The 21,907-nt window shown below is 56.2% G+C and carries 24 protein-coding genes and 1 pseudogene; 19 read left to right on the top strand and 6 right to left on the bottom strand.

Annotated features, from left to right (window positions below; all coding sequences use genetic code 11):
• Positions 1-21 precede the first annotated feature (21 nt).
• The 4 genes from MHK04_RS02635 to MHK04_RS02620 all read left to right on the top strand — a co-directional run bounded on the left by MHK04_RS02635 (position 22) and on the right by MHK04_RS02620 (position 2,969).
• The gene (locus MHK04_RS02635; RefSeq protein ID WP_200288408.1) at positions 22-141 is read left to right on the top strand and encodes a chemotaxis protein; all 120 of its coding nucleotides are present in this window, start codon (positions 22-24) and stop codon (positions 139-141) included.
• Positions 142-485: 344 nt separating this feature from the next.
• The gene (locus tag MHK04_RS02630) at positions 486-638 is read left to right on the top strand and encodes an alkane 1-monooxygenase (protein ID WP_200288407.1); all 153 of its coding nucleotides are present in this window, start codon (positions 486-488) and stop codon (positions 636-638) included.
• 82 nt (positions 639-720) lie between these two features.
• Positions 721-1,080 (top strand): Cd(II)/Pb(II)-sensing metalloregulatory transcriptional regulator CmtR, encoded by a 360-nt coding sequence (cmtR, locus tag MHK04_RS02625; protein ID WP_150851294.1) that lies wholly within the window; start codon positions 721-723, stop codon positions 1,078-1,080.
• Complete coding sequence (locus tag MHK04_RS02620; protein ID WP_239207786.1) at positions 1,077-2,969, top strand: heavy metal translocating P-type ATPase; 1,893 nt, start codon at positions 1,077-1,079, stop codon at positions 2,967-2,969. The genes cmtR and MHK04_RS02620 overlap by 4 nt, the downstream gene beginning before the upstream one ends.
• Before the next feature lie 918 nt (positions 2,970-3,887).
• Here MHK04_RS02620 and MHK04_RS02615 read toward each other — a convergent pair.
• Positions 3,888-4,613 (bottom strand): TIGR02391 family protein, encoded by a 726-nt coding sequence (locus MHK04_RS02615; protein WP_239207787.1) that lies wholly within the window; start codon positions 4,611-4,613, stop codon positions 3,888-3,890.
• Between the two features lie 113 nt (positions 4,614-4,726).
• On the opposite strand from MHK04_RS02615, the gene MHK04_RS02610 reads away from it, so the two are divergent.
• The 12 genes and pseudogenes from MHK04_RS02610 (at position 4,727) to MHK04_RS02555 (ending at position 10,797) form a co-directional block, all read left to right on the top strand.
• Positions 4,727-5,077: a VOC family protein gene (locus MHK04_RS02610; RefSeq protein ID WP_034656146.1), complete on the top strand. Its 351-nt coding sequence runs from the start codon at positions 4,727-4,729 to the stop codon at positions 5,075-5,077.
• A 341-nt stretch (positions 5,078-5,418) separates the two neighbouring features.
• Positions 5,419-5,529, top strand: a pseudogene (locus tag MHK04_RS12170) (LysE family translocator); the annotation flags it as partial.
• A 20-nt stretch (positions 5,530-5,549) separates the two neighbouring features.
• On the top strand, positions 5,550-5,696 hold the full coding sequence (locus tag MHK04_RS02600) for a hypothetical protein (protein WP_023020319.1): 147 nt from the start codon (positions 5,550-5,552) through the stop codon (positions 5,694-5,696).
• Positions 5,697-5,832: 136 nt separating this feature from the next.
• A complete protein-coding gene (locus MHK04_RS02595) occupies positions 5,833-6,507 on the top strand; it encodes a LysE family translocator (RefSeq protein WP_239207788.1) in 675 nt (224 codons plus the stop codon).
• A 9-nt stretch (positions 6,508-6,516) separates the two neighbouring features.
• A complete protein-coding gene (locus MHK04_RS02590) occupies positions 6,517-6,846 on the top strand; it encodes a YbjQ family protein (RefSeq protein WP_023020321.1) in 330 nt (109 codons plus the stop codon).
• A complete protein-coding gene (locus MHK04_RS02585; RefSeq protein ID WP_239207789.1) occupies positions 6,839-7,774 on the top strand; it encodes a CE1 family esterase in 936 nt (311 codons plus the stop codon). The genes MHK04_RS02590 and MHK04_RS02585 overlap by 8 nt, the downstream gene beginning before the upstream one ends.
• 35 nt (positions 7,775-7,809) lie before the next feature.
• Positions 7,810-8,094 (top strand): RNA-binding S4 domain-containing protein, encoded by a 285-nt coding sequence (locus tag MHK04_RS02580; RefSeq protein WP_150851437.1) that lies wholly within the window; start codon positions 7,810-7,812, stop codon positions 8,092-8,094.
• Positions 8,095-8,922: a VOC family protein gene (locus tag MHK04_RS02575; protein ID WP_239207790.1), complete on the top strand. Its 828-nt coding sequence runs from the start codon at positions 8,095-8,097 to the stop codon at positions 8,920-8,922.
• Between the two features lie 5 nt (positions 8,923-8,927).
• Positions 8,928-9,233: an MGMT family protein gene (locus tag MHK04_RS02570; protein WP_239207791.1), complete on the top strand. Its 306-nt coding sequence runs from the start codon at positions 8,928-8,930 to the stop codon at positions 9,231-9,233.
• Positions 9,230-9,589, top strand: a complete 360-nt coding sequence (locus MHK04_RS02565; RefSeq protein ID WP_239207792.1) for a DMT family transporter — start codon at positions 9,230-9,232, stop codon at positions 9,587-9,589. The genes MHK04_RS02570 and MHK04_RS02565 overlap by 4 nt, the downstream gene beginning before the upstream one ends.
• On the top strand, positions 9,586-9,903 hold the full coding sequence (locus tag MHK04_RS02560; RefSeq protein WP_239207793.1) for a DMT family transporter: 318 nt from the start codon (positions 9,586-9,588) through the stop codon (positions 9,901-9,903). The genes MHK04_RS02565 and MHK04_RS02560 overlap by 4 nt, the downstream gene beginning before the upstream one ends.
• A 27-nt stretch (positions 9,904-9,930) precedes the next feature.
• Positions 9,931-10,797: a hypothetical protein gene (locus MHK04_RS02555; RefSeq protein ID WP_239207794.1), complete on the top strand. Its 867-nt coding sequence runs from the start codon at positions 9,931-9,933 to the stop codon at positions 10,795-10,797.
• A 108-nt stretch (positions 10,798-10,905) separates the two neighbouring features.
• On the opposite strand, the gene MHK04_RS02550 is transcribed toward MHK04_RS02555, so the two are convergent.
• Positions 10,906-12,399 carry a PucR family transcriptional regulator gene (locus MHK04_RS02550; RefSeq protein ID WP_239207795.1) on the bottom strand — a complete coding sequence of 498 codons (1,494 nt, stop codon included), beginning with the start codon at positions 12,397-12,399 and terminating at the stop codon, positions 10,906-10,908.
• 151 nt (positions 12,400-12,550) lie between these two features.
• On the opposite strand from MHK04_RS02550, the gene gabT reads away from it, so the two are divergent.
• A complete protein-coding gene (gabT, locus tag MHK04_RS02545) occupies positions 12,551-13,879 on the top strand; it encodes a 4-aminobutyrate--2-oxoglutarate transaminase (protein WP_023020329.1) in 1,329 nt (442 codons plus the stop codon).
• Positions 13,880-13,950: 71 nt separating this feature from the next.
• Here gabT and MHK04_RS02540 read toward each other — a convergent pair whose 3' ends face one another.
• The 3 genes from MHK04_RS02540 to MHK04_RS02530 form a co-directional block, all read right to left on the bottom strand.
• The gene (locus MHK04_RS02540) at positions 13,951-14,991 is read right to left on the bottom strand and encodes a histidinol-phosphate transaminase (protein WP_023020330.1); all 1,041 of its coding nucleotides are present in this window, start codon (positions 14,989-14,991) and stop codon (positions 13,951-13,953) included.
• Between the two features lie 98 nt (positions 14,992-15,089).
• Complete coding sequence (locus MHK04_RS02535) at positions 15,090-16,415, bottom strand: SLC5/6 family protein (protein ID WP_023020331.1); 1,326 nt, start codon at positions 16,413-16,415, stop codon at positions 15,090-15,092.
• 72 nt (positions 16,416-16,487) lie between these two features.
• Positions 16,488-17,741 carry a M20 family metallo-hydrolase gene (locus MHK04_RS02530; RefSeq protein ID WP_239207796.1) on the bottom strand — a complete coding sequence of 418 codons (1,254 nt, stop codon included), beginning with the start codon at positions 17,739-17,741 and terminating at the stop codon, positions 16,488-16,490.
• Between the two features lie 167 nt (positions 17,742-17,908).
• On the opposite strand from MHK04_RS02530, the gene MHK04_RS02525 reads away from it, so the two are divergent.
• Entirely contained in the window at positions 17,909-19,168 is a 1,260-nt protein-coding gene (locus MHK04_RS02525; protein ID WP_239207797.1) for an RsbRD N-terminal domain-containing protein, read from the top strand.
• On the opposite strand, the gene MHK04_RS02520 is transcribed toward MHK04_RS02525, so the two are convergent.
• Positions 19,161-20,831 carry a thiamine pyrophosphate-dependent enzyme gene (locus tag MHK04_RS02520; RefSeq protein WP_239207798.1) on the bottom strand — a complete coding sequence of 557 codons (1,671 nt, stop codon included), beginning with the start codon at positions 20,829-20,831 and terminating at the stop codon, positions 19,161-19,163. The genes MHK04_RS02525 and MHK04_RS02520 overlap by 8 nt on opposite strands.
• A 131-nt stretch (positions 20,832-20,962) precedes the next feature.
• Here MHK04_RS02520 and MHK04_RS02515 point away from each other — a divergent pair, with 131 nt between their 5' ends.
• On the top strand, positions 20,963-21,862 hold the full coding sequence (locus MHK04_RS02515; protein WP_239207799.1) for a LysR family transcriptional regulator: 900 nt from the start codon (positions 20,963-20,965) through the stop codon (positions 21,860-21,862).
• The last annotated feature ends 45 nt before the right edge of the window (positions 21,863-21,907 follow it).

Below are 21,907 nucleotides of genomic sequence, written 5' to 3'. Positions count from 1 at the left end.
TCAGAGAAAAGGAGCCTGTGGATGCTAATTCTTATCGCGATGGTCATTGCTGCCTTGGCCGTTATTAAAAAACTCGACGACATAGATAAGCACCTAAAGGAGCTGCTCTCGTCGCGCGAAGATGGCGAAACACCGCGTTAATCGTGCGGGTGGCTAAGGAGATGGTGGACGAATTTCGAATTAACCAACTGCAAAAGGCCTATACCGACCGTGAAATGGAATTTTCCTGCGATGTAGCTTGAAGGGCTATGGCTTCGTAGACCAAAGTGGTTTCCAAGCAGCAGTTCCAGTACTTCGTATGCGGGGTAGACAACACTGCCGACTTCAAGGAAGTATCATTCCCGGATACTAGCGAAAAGAGATAGTCATTTGGATATTAGAAAGCTTCGCTACGTGTGGTTTGACCCGTACGTAATGTCCGTGAGTGTCTAGCCCTTGATGGAGAACCTGGTGTCGGTGTCGCTGGCCGCACCTACGCCGCCGTCATGTCCGCCGACACCCTGTTCATCACCATCCCCACAGGGGTGGGTGTGGACATCCACGTGAAGATTCTGGAGAACTTCGCCGCCCACGTCGCCCCCGCGTTGGGTTGGCAGCCGAACCGCGAAGGACCAGTCATCGGCTATCCCATCGACTAATTCTTGCAGGTGGCAGGACTTTCGCGTGACTGTTAGTTCAGCCCATTTTAAATAGTTCATCGCATACTGTATAATTCAGCGCATGCTGACTATTGCTTCGCGCCTCGACGTCATGAACCGGCTCGGCCGGGCCATGGCTGATCCGACGCGCTCCCGAATCCTGCTAACCCTACTAGACGGTCCGAGCTACCCGGCCGTGCTCGCGCAAAGCTTGGATCTGACCCGCTCGAACGTCTCGAACCACCTGTCCTGCCTGCGCGATTGTGGCATTGTCGTCGCTGAGCCGGAGGGCCGCAAGACCCGCTACGAAATCGCCGATCCCCACCTCGCGGCAGCGCTCGAAGCGCTGGTCCACGCGACGCTGGCCGTCGACGAGAATGCCCCCTGCATCGACACTGAGTGCTCGGTGCCCGACTGCGGCGAGAAAGGAACGGACGCATGAGTTCAGCATGTGGATGCGAACACGAACCCGTCACGGAGATTGACGAGCTCGATCGGCCATGGTGGAAGGACCCTGAGCTACTGCTGCCGATCTTCTCCGGGGTAGCCCTCATAACAGGACTGGCGCTGGACTGGTCCGACTTGGAGACGCCCGCGACGGTACTGTATTGGGTTGGCCTGCTGTTGGGCGCTTACACGTTCGCGCCTGGAGCGATCCGGAACCTTGTCACGAAGCGCAAGCTCGGCATTGGCTTGCTAATGACGATCAGCGCGGTCGGCGCGGTGATCCTCGGATTCGTCGGAGAAGCCGCGGCGCTAGCATTCCTGTACTCGATCGCCGAGGCACTGGAAGACAAGGCGATGGACCGAGCTCAAGGCGGACTGCGGGCACTGTTGAAGCTGGTACCGCAGACCGCGACGGTGCTGCGCGACGGCACAGCGGCCGAGGTCGCAGCGAAGGACCTCGAGGTTGGCGAGCTAATGCTCGTGCACCCCGGGGAGCGGATCGCCACGGACGGCATCATTCGGTCCGGGCGCTCCAGCCTTGACACCTCAGCGATCACCGGAGAATCCATTCCGGAGGAGGTTGCGCCCGGCGACGAAGTGCCTGCGGGAGCGATCAACTCCGCCGGGGTGCTGGAGGTCGAGACGACCGCAGCTGGGACGGACAACTCGCTGACCACACTCGTGGACCTAGTCGAGCAAGCGCAGGCGGAAAAGGGCGACCGCGCCCGGATCGCCGACCGGATTGCCCAACCCCTAGTGCCCGGGGTGATGATCCTGGCGGTGCTGGTCGGCGTTATCGGCTCGCTGCTGGGCGACCCTGAGACGTGGATCACCCGTGCGCTGGTAGTCCTGGTCGCAGCGTCGCCGTGCGCGCTGGCAATCTCCGTGCCGCTGACGGTCGTGGCCGCGATCGGCGCGGCCAGCCAGTTCGGAGTGGTCATCAAGTCCGGCGCGGCGTTCGAGCGACTCGGCAGTATCCGTCACCTGGCAGTGGACAAAACCGGAACCCTTACCCGCAACCAGCCTGAGGTTACGGGAGTGGTCCCGGCAGACGGATTCGATCGGACGCAGGTGCTTTCCTTCGCGGCAGCAGTTGAGCAGCAATCGACACACCCCCTCGCTGCGGCGATCGCGGCAGCGGGGCCCGAAGCGCCCACCGCCTCGGACATCAGCGAGGAAGCTGGGCATGGCATCGGCGGCACCGTCGAAGGCCGACGGGTGCTGGTGGGCAGCCCCCGATGGATCGACGCCGGGCCACTGAAAGCGGATGTTGAGCGCATGGAGTCCGAGGGCCAGACCTGCGTCCTGGTCACCGTCGATGACGCTCTCGCCGGGGCGATCGGGGTCCGCGACGAGTTGCGGCCCGAGGTGCCCGAAGCCGTGCAGGCCCTGCACGCCAACGACGTGGAAGTAAGCATGCTCACTGGCGACAACACTCGCACCGCCCGGGCGCTGGCTGGAATCGCCGGAATCGACGACGTGCGCGCCGAGCTGCGCCCTGAGGACAAGGCAAGCATCGTCGCCGAATTCTCCTCCAAGACGCCGACGGCGATGATCGGCGACGGCATCAACGACGCGCCGGCACTGGCGGGTGCGACGGTGGGCATAGCGATGGGAGCGACTGGCTCTGACGCCGCGATCGAGTCCGCTGACGTCGCCTTCACCGGCCACGACCTCCGGCTAATCCCGAAGGCGCTGCAGCACGCCCGCCGAGGAAGCAGGATCATCAACCAGAACATCGTGCTGTCTCTGGCCATCATCATCGTGTTGATGCCACTGGCGATCAGCGGCGTGCTGGGCCTGGCTGCCGTCGTGCTGGTTCACGAGGTCGCCGAAGTGATCGTGATCTTGAACGGCCTGCGGGCTGCGCAAGCGAAGCGCTGAGGCTGTGACCGGCAAGTCTCATAAGGGTTAAACCACACGCCGAGCGGACACACCTTGGGCCAGGCACGTCATTCGAGTTCACGGTCCGTCTCCGTGGAATCGGGATCGTACTCGGTGACCTGTCCCTTCTCGGTGCGTGTGGGCATGGGGGCTGTGGGCGAGCCACCACCCGGCACGTGCCCCAGCCGGTCAAGGGCCCCCGAGCGCTCGGCGTCTCCAGCGCAGATCGTGGAAGGATCGAACTTGCTCAGGGACCAAGCGTCACTGCGAGACTCTTTTCGTCCCGCAACTTGAATAGTTCAGCGGCCTTGATACCGCGGACATCCATTCGGAGTGCTGCCGAGTCTCATCGACACAGCCCGTGACTACCTGGGCAGTGTGTTTGATAAAGGACCCCACCCTCATCAGCATTGCCGAGCCCTCGCCGTTCCAGTTGCCGTAACCGACTAGATGCAGATTCTTCACCGCGGTTTCGCGGCCGCGCATGAGGTGGCGGAATAGACCGAGAGCCGAACGAAAACCAGCGCACCAGATCAGATGGTCGTGGTCGTGCTCACTAAAGCTATCGAAGATGGGGGGATGTCCCCGAGGTTCGGGCCGGAATCGCCGCCGAGCATCTGGCGGCGGCCGCGTCGGCGAACGAACAGACCGCGCTTCAACCTACCCCCCCAATAACGCGAAGCGCCATCAACGCCCCGCGTTACACGTTTAATTTGAACTCCACAGAGTGTCGGCGCAGCTTAACGTGTGCGAGATTCATTCTTGGACCCAGCCCAGTCGCTGGCGTTAACCTTGCACAAAACTACGGCGATGGTCCTGGACGGCCTTGCTGACTGAGCACCCGGCACCTCCATTACAGGCGTTCGTGCTCCCCACATCCTTCGCTCAAGCGAACTGCTATCCCGTAAACCGATGTTGTCACCCCTCCAGGACGGTAGCCTTATCAACCCAGCGAGCCAATAGACTGAAAGCCGCGGGCTGCTCCAACGCGACTTGCTCCTCACCACCGTCGTGTGGAACATGCATCCCGGGATTGCGGATAGCCGCGTACAAGCCCTCTGCAAAGGCGCGGGCGCCCCGATGCAGGTTCTCAAACGTCTTACTGCCATCATTTTCCATAAGCCGAAGGCGCGGCGCATTACGCTTCGGATCATGGAGTGAAAACGCCTCGTTGAAAAGTGCTGTTTCAGATACGTCTAGGCGGTTCAGTTTCGCTTGGGTCTCTGCATTGACGCGGATGGCAGCCTGCATCACGGCTTGATGGTAGTGTCCGTGATTCCAGTAACCCTTGCCATTTTCCCACGCCAACGGATGCAGATTGGCTGCATCTAAGTCTGGCGTGTTCTCTCCGAGCTTTTCAGCGAGTTCAGACCGACGTTCAAGCGCTGTCTTGGCCCGGGCCGCTTGACCCCTCAGCCAGCTATACTCCTTGTCCTGGACCGGGCGTCCTTGTCTCCACCCGGGAAGCACTCGGTCAAGGATCATTTCAACGACATGGGCGCGTGCCGCAGCCTCAGTCGGCGATCCACTCATAACGGTTCCAAGGTAGGCGATGCCCGGGCCCATGTCGGGGACTACCTTCGCTGTGACTTGCAGGAACGCGTCTATCTCATTGATCGCCCACTCGGGGTCCAGCTCGGCCATGCCTCCATTATGACGTATGGGGCTGACATGGCCGGAGAGAACTGGTCTGATACCCCCACCAGAAACACCCCGCATTGTTGCAGGCGCGCTGACGCGCGCCCATCATGGAAACCATGAGCGATCCCAACTTCACGATCCGCCAGATCACCTTCGACTGCCACGATCCCTCAAAGCTCGCCAAGTTTTGGTCCGCCGCAACCGGCTGCGAAATCGCCGCGGATTACGGCGATTTCGTGATGGTTGATTCCACCCCGGCGCTGGGATTTCAGCGCGTTGAGGAACCGACACCTGGGAAAAACCGCATGCACGTCGACGTTGGCGGGGCGGAGCGCGAAACTTTAATAGAACGCCTCAAAGACCTAGGCGCCACCGAACTCACCACCCACGAAGCGCCGGGATTGGTGTGGACCGTCATGCAGGACCCGGAAGGCAACGAGTTCTGCGTGGGTAACCCCGGGGCCTAGCTACACGTTGAACTTGAACTCGACTTGGTTCAAGTCATCCGCGTGGCCCCGCGGTCGACCGGCGCCGGGTTGATGTGCGCGTTGGGGTGTGCAGCGGCACAGAGTTTTGGGTGACGGCATCCTTGGCTGGCGCTCCGCGGTGATCACTGCACGGCCTAGTGTGTTGGGTGCGCTGCAACTCATTGGCGGGCTTTTGTCCATATGAGCGTGTCTTCGATTCGTTCCGGTTTTAAGTCCGCCGCGTACCTACCGTGGTGGCGGGCACCGAGACTTACACGGAATAGGCCATCGCGGCCGGCAGCATTAATGACTTGACTGGCTGGCTCGCCTATAAGCTCGGGGTGGTCACGAACCTATCCAATCCGAAAGCGCTCGTGTTCTTCGGCGCGGTTTTCGCGCAGTTTATTCGCCCCGATATGTCGCTCACGTGGACCGTTGCAGTGGCGGTAATCCTCTTGGCGATGTCTGTGACATGGTTTCTACCTTTGCTCTCATTGTGCGCGCGGCATCGCGCTGGATTGCGCATCATTCCGCGGCCATCGATATCGTTTCGGGTCTTATCTTTGCGGTGCTGGGACTCGTTATGGCGGTGGAGGGCGTCATCGAGCTCTTCGGTTAGTGCAGGTGGCGGATTTCTATAAAAGAGTTGATATAGGAGCTACCTAAATCACAGAACTTACCTGTTTCGCTGCAGGTGAGAGCGTCCTTATAGTGGCATGCGTTGATCCAATGGCATGCGAGTATGGAGGTGTTAGGTGGCTATTAGCGCCCTCGTGACCCTGATGGGCGTGTGGTTCGCGGCGATGGCCTCGCCGGGCCCAGACGTAGTGCAAATCATTCGCTTAGGTGCGCGTTCTACGCGCGCAGCCGTATGGGCGGTGCTGGGTAGTACCACCGGCCTTACCATTTGGACCGTGGCCTCCTTGGCAGGGTTGTCCGCGCTGATTTCTGCGCACCCTGGGATCCTCGTGGTGCTGCAGGTTCTCGGTGGCTGTTACCTGCTGTGGATGGCCTATACCGCCATTACCGGTGGCATAAAGGAGCGTCGCGCGCCCGCAACCGTCGTGGGCACCGAAACCCGCGCCCCGCAGCCGCGCGGGTTTACACCGGACGGCATCATCAAGGCGGGCACTGCCTATCGCATGGGATTTATCTGCGATCTTTCGAACCCCAAGGTGGTCATCTTCTTTGGCGCCATCTTTGCCAATTTCATTGATCCCGGCATGGGCATCGGCGCCAATCTCATGGTGGGGGCCGTATTGATTCTGGAAAGCCTTGTGCTGTTTGTGGGCGTGGCTTTGAGTACCCGCGCGGTCTCAAAGTGGATGGCTAAGAACTCCGCCTGGGTGGATATTGTCAGCGGTGTGGTCTTCCTCTTGCTGGGTGTCATCATCCTTTTCGAGGGAGTGCGTGGTCTTATAGCCATGTAATCTGGGGCCATGATTTTTACCACTACCAATACCGTTGATGGCTATGAGATTACGGACTATATCCGCATTATCGCCGGGGAAACCGTCATCGGAATTAATATGCTGAAGGATTTCGGGGCATCCATCCGCAATATCACCGGTGGGCGCTCCGCCGGGTACGAAAGCGAGGCCATCAAAGCACGCGAAGCGGCACTCGATGACTTGTGGCGGCGCGGGCAGGAGCTCGGGGCCGATGGTGTGGTGGGCATCGCCTTTGATTATTCGCCCATGGGAACGTCGAATGACATGCTGATGGTTACGGCTACCGGCACGGCGGTGAAGCTGCGCGCTCGTGATTAAGGTAGGCAAGAAAACACTGGCCCTGTGCGCTGGGTTATGCGCGGCCGCCGGACTCATGGCGGGGTGCGAGGAAGAACCGCCGCAGCCGGGCAGCGTGCCAAATGAATCGCAAGGTGCGGCCGATGGCTATATCACCACGCTGCCGGACCAGGGCACAACGGCCAATGGCCGCTACCAGATCATTAACCTACAAAATCATCGCAGTTTTGTGGTGCATGTGCCGTTTAATGCGGATAAGCACCACCGCCTGCCCGTGGTCATGGCGATGCACGGCTATGAGATGGACGCCGGAAATATGTTTAAAGGCACCGACCTATCCCAGGGCGATGCCATTACCGTCTTTGTTCAAGGCGCGGGCAAGGCGTGGGCACCGGCACCCTATGCGGTAACCAGTTTGGAAGATGACCTCAAGTACGTGGATGACACGATCGATTTCGTCCGCCGCCACTATCCCGCCACGGACACCACCTATGGCGTGGGCTTTTCCAATGGCGGCGGATTCGCCCGCGCGGTGACGTGCAAGCGGCCGGGCCTATTCGATGCGGTGGCCACGGTCTCGGCGGCAAAATATGACCGCGTGGAAAAAGACTGCGCCAGCGAGCCCACCGATTACCTGGATATCCACGGCACTAAGGACGCGCTGATGAAATATGGCGGTGGGCGCCAACACGGAGCGCACTACCACTCGGTCAAACAATCGCTGCGCGGGATTGCGAAAGAAAATGGGTGCAATCCGTTTCCAAAGAGGCGTCGGAAAGAAGCAGTGGAGCACTTTACCTGGCGGGTATGTGATGCGCGCACCGAGCAGTACACCATCCACGGCGGCACGCACACGTGGAACGGTGGGGCCACGGACCATTCCGGCCTAGTCAAGGCAGAATGGACCACCGATACGGTGCTGGATTTCTTCCATATTGCCCACCCGTAGTCAGCGCAGCGCGCGGGCTGGGTAAGCTGGGCGGCATGCTAGACATTCCTATCAACGGCGATTCCATCAAATTGGGGCAGTTCATCAAGCTGGCCAGCTTGGTGGCTACCGGCGGCGAGGCCAAGGAACTCATCGCGGAAGGCGTGGTTACGGTCAATGGCGAGCCCGAAACGCGCCGGGGCGCCACGCTCCACCCGGGTGACGAAGTGTGCATCGAGGATGCCTGCGCACGGGTGGGCGAGCCGGACGATGACGATGATTACTTTGACGAGGCCACGGCCGACGATGACTTTGATCCGGAAAAGTGGAGGAATATGTAGATGCCAGCATTCGAAGCTGAAGTGGGCATGCCCTACTGGATTGACCTGACCACCTCGGATCCGCGCAAGTCCGCGCGCTTCTACGAGGAAGTCCTGGGGTGGGAGATTTCTGCCGAGTCCGCGGAGGAAAAGCCCTATCAGATGGCGCGCTTACAGGGCCTGCCCATCGCCGGGCTTATCCCGCAACCGGAAGAGGCACCCATGCCGGATTCTTGGGTGACCTACTTCCTCTCCAAGGACATCGTTGGTGATTGCCAGCGCGTCGAGAGCCTAGGCGGGCGCATCCTGGTGGATCCGCAGCAAGTGCAGCTAGGGCACATGACTTTGCTTGCCGACGCCGCCGGTGGCATGTTCGGCCTCATCCAGCCCGCCGGCCCAGAGCACTTCGTCGCCGCCGGCGAACCCGGCACCCCGGTATGGCACGAGCTCACCGCAACCTCGGGTTTCCAGCGCGCAATGGACTTTTATGGAGAGCTTTTCAATTGGGAAATTCGCGCCATGCAGTCCGAGGATGAGAACTTTATCTATGCCACGGCGGAAGAAGACGGTGCGCCGTTTGCTGGCCTGTGGAACGCCGAGGGCCAGTTCCCGCCCCAGGTGCCGAGCTTCTGGCAGACCTACTTGGGCGTGCGCGATATCGACGCCGCTGCGAAGAAGGCCGTGGAACTAAGCGGCGAGGTCATCCGCGAACCATGGGATTCGCCCTTTGGACGCATGTGCCTCTTGGCCGATTCCACCGGTGCGACCATCACCCTCACCGAGGTCGAAGACGCCCCTGAAGAGGAGCCAACCGAAGCGGATGACGTGCTGGGGCTCGACCCGCAGTAATCGCGATGAGTGAGTCGCCATTGGTCAAGCGCGTATTGGCGGTCGTGGCCGTTATTCCACCCGGCAACGTCACCTCCTATGGTGAGGTGGCAAAGGTCGCTGGCTGCGGCGCGCGCAACGTCGGTACCGTGTTAAAGCGCCACGGTGCCGGTACTGCCTGGTGGCGGGTGGTCCGCGCCGATGGCACCTCTCATGATCCCGTCCGTGCAGAGGACTACTGGGACCGGGAGGCAATCGCCCACGCTGGCGGCCGCGTTAAAATGCACGAGCACGGAATCGACGCCCGCGAATTACAGGAGTTGATGGAGTGAGGGCCTGGGTCATCCTTTTTCTCGCGATTGCTAGCGAAGTCGTGGGTACCATCGCGCTGAAATACGCCGTGGACAATTTCTGGATCTACGGTGTAGCAGCCCTCTGCTTCATTCTTGCCTTCGTGCTCCTGCACCGCGTCATGCAAGAAGGCGTCAACGTGGGTGTAGCCTACGGCCTCTGGGCATCCGGCGGAGTAATTTCCACCGCGCTGCTTTCCGCCGCGCTCTTTGGCGAGCCGCTCGGAGCAGTAAAACTCGCTGGCATCGCGCTCATTATGGCCGGCGTATTCTGCGTGGAAATGGGCGCTAAACCAGACGAGGATGAAGACCGCACGGTGGAGGTGGCACCGGAATGATCTGGTTTCTGCTTTTCCTCGCCACCGCCATTGAGGTCACCGGCACGCTGTGCCTGCGCATGTCCGCGGTGACCGGCCGTCGCTTCTGGGTTGTGCTCGTCGCCCTGTGTTATGTCAGCGCCTATGGTTTCTTGGCGCTCGTGCTCAAAGCCGGCATGGACTTGGGCGTGGCTTATGGCATCTGGGCTGCCACTGGCGTCGCGCTTACCGCCGTCGCCTCATATCTCCTCTTCAAGGAGCCATTCACCTGGTTAAAATCCCTCGGCGTGGTTCTGATCGCCGGAGGAGTGCTGCTGGTAGAAGCTGGTGCGTAGCACCTGCAGGGGCGCTATTATATTTTCATGATGAAAAAGCTGGCGGTAGGTTCCCTGGTTACCGCACTCTCCCTCGCAATCGCCCCTGCCGCCCAGGCTGTCACCCTCGATCCGCACGCCGTGCCCGCGCGCACCCAGATCACCGTCCAGCATGATTCTGGCGCGACTGTGTCCACCGCTAATGCCCATGAGTCTCGCCCCGCACTGTCTTTGAGCAAGCTCTACTTGGGCTATTGGGTCCTAAAATACGGTGCGCCGGCCGACAAAGCCCGCGTGGAGCACATGATCCGCGTCAGCGATGACAACGTGGCTACCGACTTGGATCGCCGCTACCCGCAAGCCATCCCCAGCACCATCCACGAGTTTGGACTGCGCGAAACGCACTACACCGGGTATTGGGGAACGACCACGACCTCCACTGAAGATGTAGCGCGTTTTACCTCGCGTATTCAGCACGATCCCATTGCCGCACCCATCATGACCGGCATGGCTAACGCCGCCCCTGTGGCTGCCGATGGCTACCGCCAAGATTTTGGTACCTCACGAATTCCGGGCGTTATCGGTACCAAGTTTGGCTGGTCCGATAATCGCCGCATCCATGCCTCGGTATCCACCGCCCCTGGATTTACCGTAGCCGCCAATACCTACGGTGACGCGGGCACTCATACCGCAGATGTCACCCGGGCCGTACATAATGACCCAGGCGCACTACCCGCAGCGGGCGGTTCTAGCCAAGCTATTGGCGCGCGCATCGAACGCGATTTGAATCTACAAGGCCCCGCGCGTCAGGCCGTTCGCGATGCCACCCGCACGGCAGCGAGCTACGAGCGTCAAGCCTGCGCGAGCGCGAACCAGGCATTGGCGCAGGTAACGCCGATGCGTGTGTGCAACTAGGACTTGCAGAGCTCGACAGAACTACAAAGCGTGCTGGGGTTGGATGGCGCAGGGCATCTTCCTCCAACGCGTCAGTAGCACCGTCTACAAAATACTGGTCCGCGGACGCTAGTTACTGACCGTGAGAAGGAGGAGTTCTGCCCGAATAACCGGATTTGTGAGGTCAATTCCGCAGAGCGCTTGAATTTTTTCGATACGGGCGCGCACCGTATGGCGGTGGACAGCGAGGCGTTCTGCAGCGGAGGCGATCTGAGACCCAGCGAGCAAGAAAGCTTTCAGTGTAGGAAGCAGATCCGAGTTGTGGGTGCTGTCATACTCGGCCAATTTATCAGTGGTAGTGCGACGCCGATTTTTCAAGGCTTCTTGTACGCTCGGGTTATATAACCAATCCGGTGCAGGTGAGGAATAACGATGGCTAGTCCCGCGGTCCAGACTGTGGGCGTGTGTAGTCATCTGCACTAAAAGATCCGAATTGAGCTCACGCCACGGTAATTGCGGAAGAAATGAAACTCGAGCTGTGGAAGGCAGTCGGGGAAAGCTCTCTTTATCCTGCAGAATAGTGTCTGTAGGGGGAGTGACAATGAGGACGGCTGAGTCGTCGACATTTAGGTGGAAATGGTGGGTTCCCCCTTGCGCTGTTGGGGATTTGAGCGATGCTAGTACTCGGCGCAGTTGTGCCGGGGAGTCGGTACATACCAAGTAGACATTGATGTTATTGGATGCGGACAGCATGCCAAAGGCAGTTTCCAACTGTTTCGGTACTGCCAATTGCAACTGGACTGCTAGGGTCAGCTGACCCAACGTGTGCTGGATGTGGGAATGAGCCGGCTGCAAAAGCAGGGTTGACAGGCCTACAACATGGCGGATGAGAGCGCGTTGAAAAGTTCCTATTTTCTCGGTGGCACAGACTGCGAGCCCGTATTGATGCTGGCAATTATTCTGAAAAGTAGTAACGATCGTCGATACATTCCGCTCATTCTTGGAACTTAAAGATCGCGCGGAGGGTGGTAAATCGGAGACGGAACTAACAGCGCTCTGCGCTGCTTGTAGAGCATCGATTCCGTCGTATTGGGCATTGGTGATTTCAACCCCCTGGGCGTTTGTAAGGGCAACTGCGGCGTGGAGTTCTTTTCCAGCTTGGGTGATGAGTTTGCTAATTCCTTGCGTGGCGGCATGATTCAAGCGTTCTTGCTGACGCTGAAAAGCGTGTTGTCGTTCTTGGTCTTGGCGGGTCAATTCCGCGTTTACGGCGTTGATTATTGAGATAAAAGGAATGGCACGGGGAACTTCGAAGAGTGTGAGCTCGTAGTCGATGCATGCCTGTATTAATTCCGGAGGGACTGTGGAGAAGAAAAGTCCGGTCCCAAACCCGATACCGTGTACGCCAGCCGATGCTAGTGTGCGCGCGTAGCCTGAAAAATCCTCAGGCAGATTTTTAAAAGCAAGGCCTAAGGTGAATACGACTGCGCCAGTCTTGGTGAACTCAGTGGGATCTTTTAGCTCACTGGCTTGGACCGTGGTGAAAAATTCTTGCGGGGAGTGGATCGAGCGGAGTTTTAGTTTACTTTGATGGAAAAGCCACTTAAATGTAATGGTGCCCATGGGGGAGTGTCCTTATCGGCATTAGTGCGTCTATACGTTCTGTATAGAACATTAAAAAATATTCGCCATAGTGTATGTAGAAAACGGCATGTGGGGGAGGTCACAATGTGTTTGGGTAGATTGAGCAAGCACCATTGAGAAAGGACACAATATGCAGGACCTTGAGTACTGTTTGGAGCAAGCCCGCAAAATAGTGGGAAATCTCCCTGGGGTGAAGAGCGCCGAGTGGGACGCGCGGCGTAAGGCAGCACTTCCTGCTGGACTTAATCCAGGTCTGCCAGGTTACGTTGTGGATGCTGACGGCGGAATTCTAGTGGACATTGACGGAAATCAATTTATTGACCTGGCCTCTGGTATTGCAGTGACCTCAGCCGGTGCCTCTAACCCGGCCGTCGTAAAGGCAGTCCAAGACGCGGTTGCCCACTTTACTCATACGTCTTTTCCCATTTCGCCGTACCCCTCTTATGTTGAGGTGGCGGAAAAACTTAATGAGGTGACTCCTGGTGACCATGAAAAGCGAACCGTCTTATTCAACTCGGGCGCAGAAGCAGTGGAAAATGCGGTCAAGATTGCTCGTAACTACACTGGGAAAACTAGCGTTGCAGTGATGGACCGCGCTTTTCATGGTCGTACTAACCTCACTATGGCAATGACCGCCAAGCAGGATCCTTATAAGTCTGGGTTCGGGCCCTTCGCTCCGGATATCTTCCGTGCCCCCATGTCTTATCCAGTTCGTGATGGGCTCAGCGGTGAAGAAGCAGCGAAGCGCACTATCGCCACACTGGAGCAAGAAATTGGCGCCGCCAACTTAGCCTGTGTGGTCATCGAGCCTATTCAAGGGGAAGGTGGCTTTGTCGTTCCGGCGGAGGGCTACCTTCCATCAGTGGTGAAGTGGTGCAATGAAAATGGAGTTATTTTTATTGCGGATGAAATCCAAGCTGGAATGATGCGTACCGGTACATGGTTTGCTAGCGAACACGAGGGCATCGTCCCCGATATGATAACGACTGCAAAGGGTATCGCCTCTGGAATGCCGCTTTCTGCTGTTACTGGCCGCGCCGAGATTATGGATGCCCCGCAGCCGGGAGGTCTTGGCGGAACTTATACCGGAAACCCCGTGGCTTGCGCTGCAGCTTTAGCCACATTTAAAGAATTTGAGGATAAAGACTTCGGCGCTCGTGCGACTCGCTTGGAAGAAGTCGCACGGGAAGAGCTGGCAGAACTTACACGGGATGAACGTGTGCTTGATTTTCGGGGCCGCGGTGCGATGCTGGCACTTGAATTTGTCACTGAGAACGGCGATCCGGATGATGAGCTGGTGCATAAAATAGCAGCAGCGATGAAAGAGGAGGGGATCCTCATTTTGACCTGCGGTCTCGACCATAACGTCATCCGCCTACTACCTTCGCTAGCGATTCCAGAGCACCTATGGCGCGAGGGATTACAGGCTCTCATAGAGAAATTTAACCAGTTCAAGTAATCCATCGCGTTTTCTTTTGCGGTGACTGGGGCGCGGTGGGAACCAAATCTTGGGTCCGCGGACTCGGTCGGTCAGCCTTCCCAGGGCTGAATACCAGCGCGCTCCCAAGCGTTTAGGAATGCTGTGGTTTCCTCCTCGGTGGTAATAGAAACGCGTACGCCTTCATCGAGGTAGCGGCGAATTACAACACCTTCTTCGTAAATTTTGTGCTCTACTTCTTCAGCATCTCCACGCGGTATCCAGACAAAGTTTGCCCGTGATTCTGGGACCCCTAGGGCTTGGGCCACTCGGGTGCGCTGACGCTTAGTTTCGTCCACTCGTTCCTGCAGCTCGTCTTGGGCGTGGAGGGCTGCGATGGCGCCCAGTTCACCTATGTAGCTAACGGTGAGAGGTAGGGCGAGGAGATTGAGAGCATTAATTAGTTCCGGTGACCCCATGCCATAACCAACACGTGCGCCGGCTAAGCCAAAAGCTTTCGAAAACGTTCGGGCACTAATGAGGTTTGGGTAATTGCGGACTTCTTGGGCGCCATTAGGGGTATCCGGATCATCGTTGTATTCCCAATAAGCCTCGTCCAGAAGAACGACGATATTTTTCGGTACCTTGGCCATAAAGTGGTCAAATTCCTGCTGGCTGATGGTGGTGCCAGTAGGGTTGTTTGGGTTGCACAAAATAATTAGTCGTGTCTTTGGCGTTATAGCGCCGATGACGGCGTCGAGATCAAGACGCTCATCTTCCGTAAGCGAGGTCATAATGGGTTCGGCACCGGCCATACGGACGTAGAGTGGATAAGCTTCAAAGGATCGCCACGGGAAAATAACCTCGTCACCCGTATGGCAGGTCGCCATAACTGCTTGCTGCACAATGGCAGAAGCACCAGGAGCTACGGCAATATTTTCTTCTGGCAATTCCAAGTAGGACGACAACTCTGCACGCAGCTCTGGAGAACCATTAACTTGGTATCGGTTTGCACATGAAGCAGCTCGTGTCATGGCACCTAAGACGGAAGGCAACGGTGGATTGGGAATCTCATTCGCGGAAAGCTTGAGCTTATTAGGTGCAGATTTTCCTGGCTTATAGTCAGGGAACTTGTGCAAATCGTCGCGCAGCATGAGTAGTGCATCTCCTTAACGTTGGAATCGATTAGTGGGCAGAACGATGGTGAAGTAGACAGGGGGTGCGGACCGGCAATCACCACAAAGGAAGGCTCCTAAATGAGATTCCATATGGTCACAGCAATGATGAGAAGTCCCATGCCGAAGACGAAGTAGTTCCAAATGTCGTTCTTGAATTGGAAATAAGCATCGACTTTTTTGAACATGTAGACCGGCAGCAAATAAACCAAGAAAGCAACGAAGATTCCGCCGACGATGGAAATCATGTTGATAATGGAGGGGTTAAATATGGCGACGAGAGTGGTTACGACGAATACGATGGCGTAGATGGTGTTGAGCAGTGCGCGGCGGGATAGCTTATTTGCCAAACGAGGAACTGCAATGCGCAGCAGGTATTCCGTACCTTCTTCAGAGCCCAACATATGACCGAAATATGAGGAGATGATCGCGCACATCGTCAGGATTGGTGCCATATAGGCCATGAACGGTGTACCCGTTGAATTAGCAAAATAGGACAGCACGGGGATGTTTTGTTCGGTTGCTTCTTTCATGCCGTCCGCGCCGAGCGCGAAAACGCAAGACCAGACGAAGAACATGGTAAAGACAACAAGCAAGGCGGCGGTGTAGAACTCCGTACGAGAAACGTGTTTCTCGGTCTTTTTACCGTAGGTAGGCTGCATGTCTACGGAGAATTGGGAGAGTGCGGCCATGTGGGAAAAGGAGAAGACGAGCACGGGCAGAATGAGCAGGATGCCTTTGAGGATGCCCCAGGCGCCGCCTTCGTATTCAAAGTGGATAAAGCTATCGATATCCCATTGGGGAATGAGATAGATTGAAGTCGCTGCTAGGGCGATGATGAGCGGATAGACCAGCATTTGTGCCAGCCACAACATGGGCCGGCGGCCGATGGCAAAAAGTCCGGTCATTACGCCCACGCAGACTATCGACAAAATCCAACGGTTGATGCTAGGACCGCCGAGTTGGTTGACGATGAAGCTATCGACCACATTGGTGATACTGGTGCCGTAAATAAAAACTGTCGGCACGATGGCCAGCCAATACAGTACAGCGATGAAAAGGCCACTATTGCGGCCTAAGTAGTATCGCACCAGTTCTAAGACATCTTTGCCGTGTTGCTCGGGTGGGGCGCCGCTGACTATGCGGGCATAGGTGCGGTGGGAAAAATATACCAACGGGAAGATGAATACCGTGGCAAAAACCAATGGCCAAAAACCGAAGGATCCGGCGTTAAGCGGTAAAAAGAGGATGCCGGCACCAACGGCGGTGCCAAAAAGTGTAATTATCCAGGAAAGGGTGGAGCCGGCCGGCTTCGTCTTTTGTGCCTGCGGGGAATGATGTTCTTGGTTAGGTGAGGAGTCAGAACTTTCCGTACCTGGAAGCTCATGAATTGGGGTGCTCATAGTAGTCCTTAGTCATTGAATAGAGCGAATATGGTGCGGTTTTAGTCTGGTGATTGGCGGAAGCAAGCGCGATTAGGTGCGTAGTACACCTTCGCAGAGCTCAGCTAATATGGCGGTCATCATGCGCACACCGTCTTCCATGTCTTTATCTTTGGTGAACTCTTTTTCGTTGTGAGAAATGCCTTCTACGCTTGGAACGAAAAGCATCACGGTTGGGCAGACGTCTTTCATGTTGGTTGAATCGTGGCCAGCTACTGTTTGCACTTTTTCGTGCTTCATTCCGAGTTCAGCAGCGACGGACCGGGCCAATTCGATGCCTTCAGATTGATACGGCGAAAGTTTCCACTCGTGGGTGGGCTTGAGCTCAATTTTCACTTTGGCTTCTTCTTCTGCCTTGGAAATGATGCTGCGTACAGCCGCGTACCCCTCATTAAGCGTATCCCAATCGGGTGAGCGAAGATCTAGATTCATTTGCACTTCGCGAGCGATAGTAACTGGGGAATTTGGCAAGACCTTCATCGTGGAGACGGAAGCCTGCAATGGGTGCCCTGCGCGGGCTTCGGCATAGCGGCGGAGTTCCGAAATTAGGATCGAAGCTCCAAATAGCGCATCTTTACGGTCTGCTAGCAAGGTAGAACCGGTATGGCCTTGTTCGCCTTGGACGGTGACTTGGAATTTCTTAGCTCCCCAAGTCTCAGCCACAAGGCCAAGCGTTGCTCCAGAGTTATCCATTCCACGACCTTGCTCTACATGTATCTCGGCATATGAGACTGCTTGCGGCGGGGTAAAAGTGCCGACGAACTCGTGCCTTTCCAGCTCGGAGCGGACGGTGGTTCCGTCTAGCGCGGTTGACGCGTAGGCGATATCTAGGTCCATCTTTCCTGTGTAGACGGAGCTGCCCATCATAGAGGGGGTAAAGCGAGAACCCTCTTCGTTAAACCAGTTAACGACTGCAAGGTTTTGGGTTGGAATTAACTCGCCACTTTCTACGCGGCGTTTGATTTCGAGTGCGGCGTGTGCAGAGGCAAGTACACCGTATGAACCGTCAAAACGCCCTGCAAGAGGCTGAGAATCCATGTGCGATCCGGTTAAAACAAAGTCGGCATCATTAACGAACTCTAGTAGGCCGTATTGATTGCCAATTTCATCGTATTCGACACGGAATCCCTGATTTTCAAGCCAAGAGTGGAACCAGCGGCGTACCGCAGCGTCATCGTCAGTGGCTGCTTGTCGGTCGATTCCGCCTCCGGGGGTGGCACCGAATGATGACATGGTGTGAAAGTCATCGATAAATGAAGGGGTGTCTTGTGTTTCCGAGGCAGGCATGAATTCCCTCCTTGATTCTATGTAGCATGCATCACACAAAAGTAGTTTAGCGATGTGGGTAACGTTTTATTAGAGGCTTTGGGAAAGTGATGGAATAAAGTCTTCATAGTTGTGCAAATGCACAATGAAGATGGATGAGTAGCTAGCTTCGCTGGGAGGGAGTATCTATGGCTTCAGGTGAGGAAGATTCTGAATGGAATGCCCTCGTCCGCAGTATTGAAGGAGACGTGGATTCATTCGTTGATGAGTTCATACTGGAGTTCTCTGCCCGCAGTCCTTATGGGGATGCTGCGGTTGATGAAGAAGACTTACGGCAAACCTCGCACGCTGTCTTTACCGCTTTGATTGCCAGGCTATGGGACACCCCTCAGGGGGCGCAAGCTCTTCCTGCAGGTGAACAAGCTGCCCTTGATCGACGCTTACAAGAGCTCGGACGGTTACGCGCTCTTCAGGGGATTTCAATCAACGCGGTTGTTGAAATTATGCGCCTTGATTTCATCGTTCTGTGGCGCGGGTTGGCGGCAAGGTCTACACCGCAGACGCAAAGTGCGCTTATTTCCCACGCCGAACGAGTGCAAGCTGCGGTGGACGAGATCTCTTCCCAAGTAAGAGTAGCTTTTATGCAGCAGCATGCGGCGATGCGTAATGATGCACGCGTTAGCGCGCAGCGTCACTTGGAAAGACTTTTTGGTGCCTCAAAGTTAAGCGATACCGATCTTGAAGCTATAGCTCAACATGTAGGTCTAGACCAGAATGCGCTATATGACGTTCTTGTTGCTGGTCCCGCACATGCCGCCAAATTGGAACAGGCTTTAGCGCCTTACTTGACGGCTGGTGCGGCTTGGGGGATCTATATGCGCCAGTCTTTTTGCGCATTTTATCCCACAGTCGTAGATACGAATGGGGCTGCTGACGCTGAGGAGAGCTCAGAAACCACGGCCAAGGAAGCCTGTAAAGGTGGGGCACACCCTTGCGAGGATTCCGCAAAAGCTGTGGCTAGTATTGTTCTTCCAGCCCAGCGCGGGCTTGGTGCGGTGCGTGCCTGTATTGCCGGGCTCATCGAAATGGCTATGGATATGGAAAACACTGACACCATTGGTGGTGCTGGACTATTGACGGCTAAAGAAGCTTTCCCTATTGCGCTAAGCAGCTATGGGTACCGCTTGCTTCCTGGTCTCATCGATGAACGAGTAAGTTGCATTCAGAAGCTGCCAGAAAAGGAACGTATTAAGCTGGTTAAAACCGTCAAATCCTATTTTGTTGATGGCTCCGTCAAGACCACTGCTCGTGCGTTAAATTGCCATCGCAACACAGTGATTAACCGGCTGAGGAGCTTTCACTCAATTACAGGATTATCACCTATGGTGCCTAGCGACGTCCCCTACATAGAAATGGTGCTTTATCGGTTAAAGTCTGCCGCTACGTAGATTGGTCTCGTTTTGCTGGGGGAAGTGAAAGATCTTGATCTGTGTACACATTGACCACGGCTGGGGTGCCGTTCTTTACTGCTTCTAAAGCGCGTTCGATGGCGCCGGGGACATCCGCATCAGTATTCACGGACTCTCCATAGGCGCCATAACCGCGGGCAACGGCAGCAAAGTCCGGATTTGCTAGCTGCGTTCCTGACACGCGATCGGGGAAGTGGTTCTTCTGGTGGTCGCGGATAGTGCCGAATTCACCGTTGGACATAATCACTGTCAAAAATGGCGCTGCAAACTGCAAAGCAGTGGCAAGTTCTTGACCGTTCATTAGGTATTCTCCGTCACCGGCAATGGCAACTACAGTGCGTTCAGGAAACTGCAACTTGGCCGATACGGCGCCTGGTACGGAATATCCCATAGAGCCATTGCGCGCAGCTAGCTGTGAAGGAAAATGCTCGGTCGCTAAATACTGTTGTGCCCAAATGCAATGGTTTCCTGCACCAAAAGTGAAAATAGCATCGTGCGGGAGTTGTTCTTGGAGTGCTTTAATTACGGCTTCCATGTGGGCAGAATCGGCGGAATTTTCTCGCCATCCCGCCTCGTCTGGAAGCGTGGCAAACTCTTGGTGAGCGCGATGGGCAGCAGCAAACCACTCTGTTTGTTCTGCCGATATCTCTCCGGCATCAATATCCTTAACCGCTGAAGCAAATGCTACAGGGGAGGATAAGACGTGGCGGCTGACGGTGCCGGAATGCCCGCGTAGACCAGTGTCGATATTGACTACGATATTTTCCGAGTGTGGATCTTGGCGCAAGGTATAGCCATCGGAGGGGACATCGGTAAGGACGGCTCCTACTTCAATCAGCACATCGGCTTGCTTTAGGAGTTGCGCTGCACGCTCATTACGTCCGTATCCTAACCAGCCGGCATTTGCCGGTGAAGAAAAGGAAATGCGGTCGCTGGCGCGGAAATCATGAACAACAGGAATCTGATTTTCTTCGGCGAATTTCTCAATAGTTCGCGCGCATTCTGGAGTCCATCGGCCGCCCCCAACGAACATTAAAGGTTTCTGGGCAGCAGTTAGCTTCTCTGAAATATAGGAGATATCTGCACCGGAAACGGCTCCCTCAGTCACTGGAATGGGCGCCTCGATTTCACCGTCAAAGTCCTGGTAGAGGACGTCTTCAGGTAATCCGACGATGACCGGTCCAGGGCGACCTTGTTTGGCCTGGAAAAAGGCTTCTGCCACGACCCGGGACGCACGCTTTGGATCATCGAGTACGAAGACCTGTTTAGCTTGCGTGCCAAACCAAGCCTTGGGATCAAACTCCTGAAAAGACTCGCGGTCGCGGTCGGAAAAGGGAATGAGCCCGATGAAGATTACCATTGGGGTACCGTCTTGCCAGCCGGTGTGGACTCCCACGAAGGCATTGGAAGCTCCGGGGCCGCGGGTAACCATAGCTACACCGGGTTCGCCGGTAGCTTTGCCATATGCCTCTGCCATATAAGACGCGCCCCCTTCTTGGCGGGACACAATGGCCTGTACCGGCGAGTTATACAGTCCGTCCAATACCGGAAGAAAGCTTTCACCGGGGACGAGGAAGGCTCGGGCAGTGCCATGGGCTTCAAGCGATTCAGCAATAGCGGTACCAACGTGGCGATGAGACATAACGGTCACTCCTCGAAAAATGTGGAGTAAATCACCCTGCGTATTATCCATTTGTGATGCCATGCCTGTCTAATGCCTAACATGTCATAGTTTCATTACCATTAGACATAATCAGTGGTTAAAATGGTCGGGTGGATATTCAACGCGTCAAATATTTCCTTACCCTGGCGGATTCACCCACAGTAACGGCGGCAGCGGACCGACTTGGCATCACTCAACCGGCACTTAGCCGTCAATTGCGACGCTTTGAGAAAGAAGTTGGTTTAGAGCTGTTGGAGCGGGGAACTAGTGCTGGCGGCTCCTCCAGTTCCGCACTGCGGCTCAATGAGGCGGGACGCTCTCTTGTTTCTTCATGCCGCCGTCTCTATGCCGAAAACCGCAGAGCTGAGCAAGCCGCGGATAGTCTGCGGCACGGTTCCGTGAAGCAGCTAACTATAGCAGCAACGCAAACTACTATTTCCACCCTTTTGGCTCCGCTGATTGCCACCGCAAGAGTAGGAACTCCAGTCCTTACTACTCAACCGATAGAACACTATGCGGCTTTTAAGGCTTTGGAAGGTAGCGCTGACGCAGTGGTATCGCCGCTACCGCCGCGGGAAGGCCTAAGTTTCCACACATTGGGGTATGCACCTATTCGGGTTTGGGTAGCTCCAAATTGTGAGCTCGCACATCAAAGTAGTGTTGATATTTCGCAGCTAATCCAATATAGATTGGCGCTACCTACTCACCGAAGCGTGTCTCGGACGCTCTTTGATGCTTTCCTCGGCACTGTCGGTGCCTCGCTCGGAGAAGTAATTGAATGCGATGACACCGCAACCTTATTGGCTCTGGCTAAAGCGGGAAGAGCGTTGGCTATATGTACTGAAATTGCGGAATCTGATTTGGTACCGCTAGGAATCACCGCAGGGAATGAAAGTCTGCAAGGGGTACCGCTGTATTTGGTGTGGAACCCTGGCCATTTTGCTTGCACGGACTTAGAAAACCTGGGACAAGAATTACGAAGCTTCTTGGCTGCAGCGATGGCGAAATAGTCGAGTGACGTACGCCAAGTTTTCCCGCTTATTAAAACGAAACTT

The organism is Corynebacterium nasorum (assembly GCF_022345765.1).
GTDB lineage: Bacteria > Actinomycetota > Actinomycetes > Mycobacteriales > Mycobacteriaceae > Corynebacterium > Corynebacterium kefirresidentii.
Note: the sequence above shows the minus strand (reverse complement) of the source record. Positions and strands in the feature narration are given on the sequence as shown.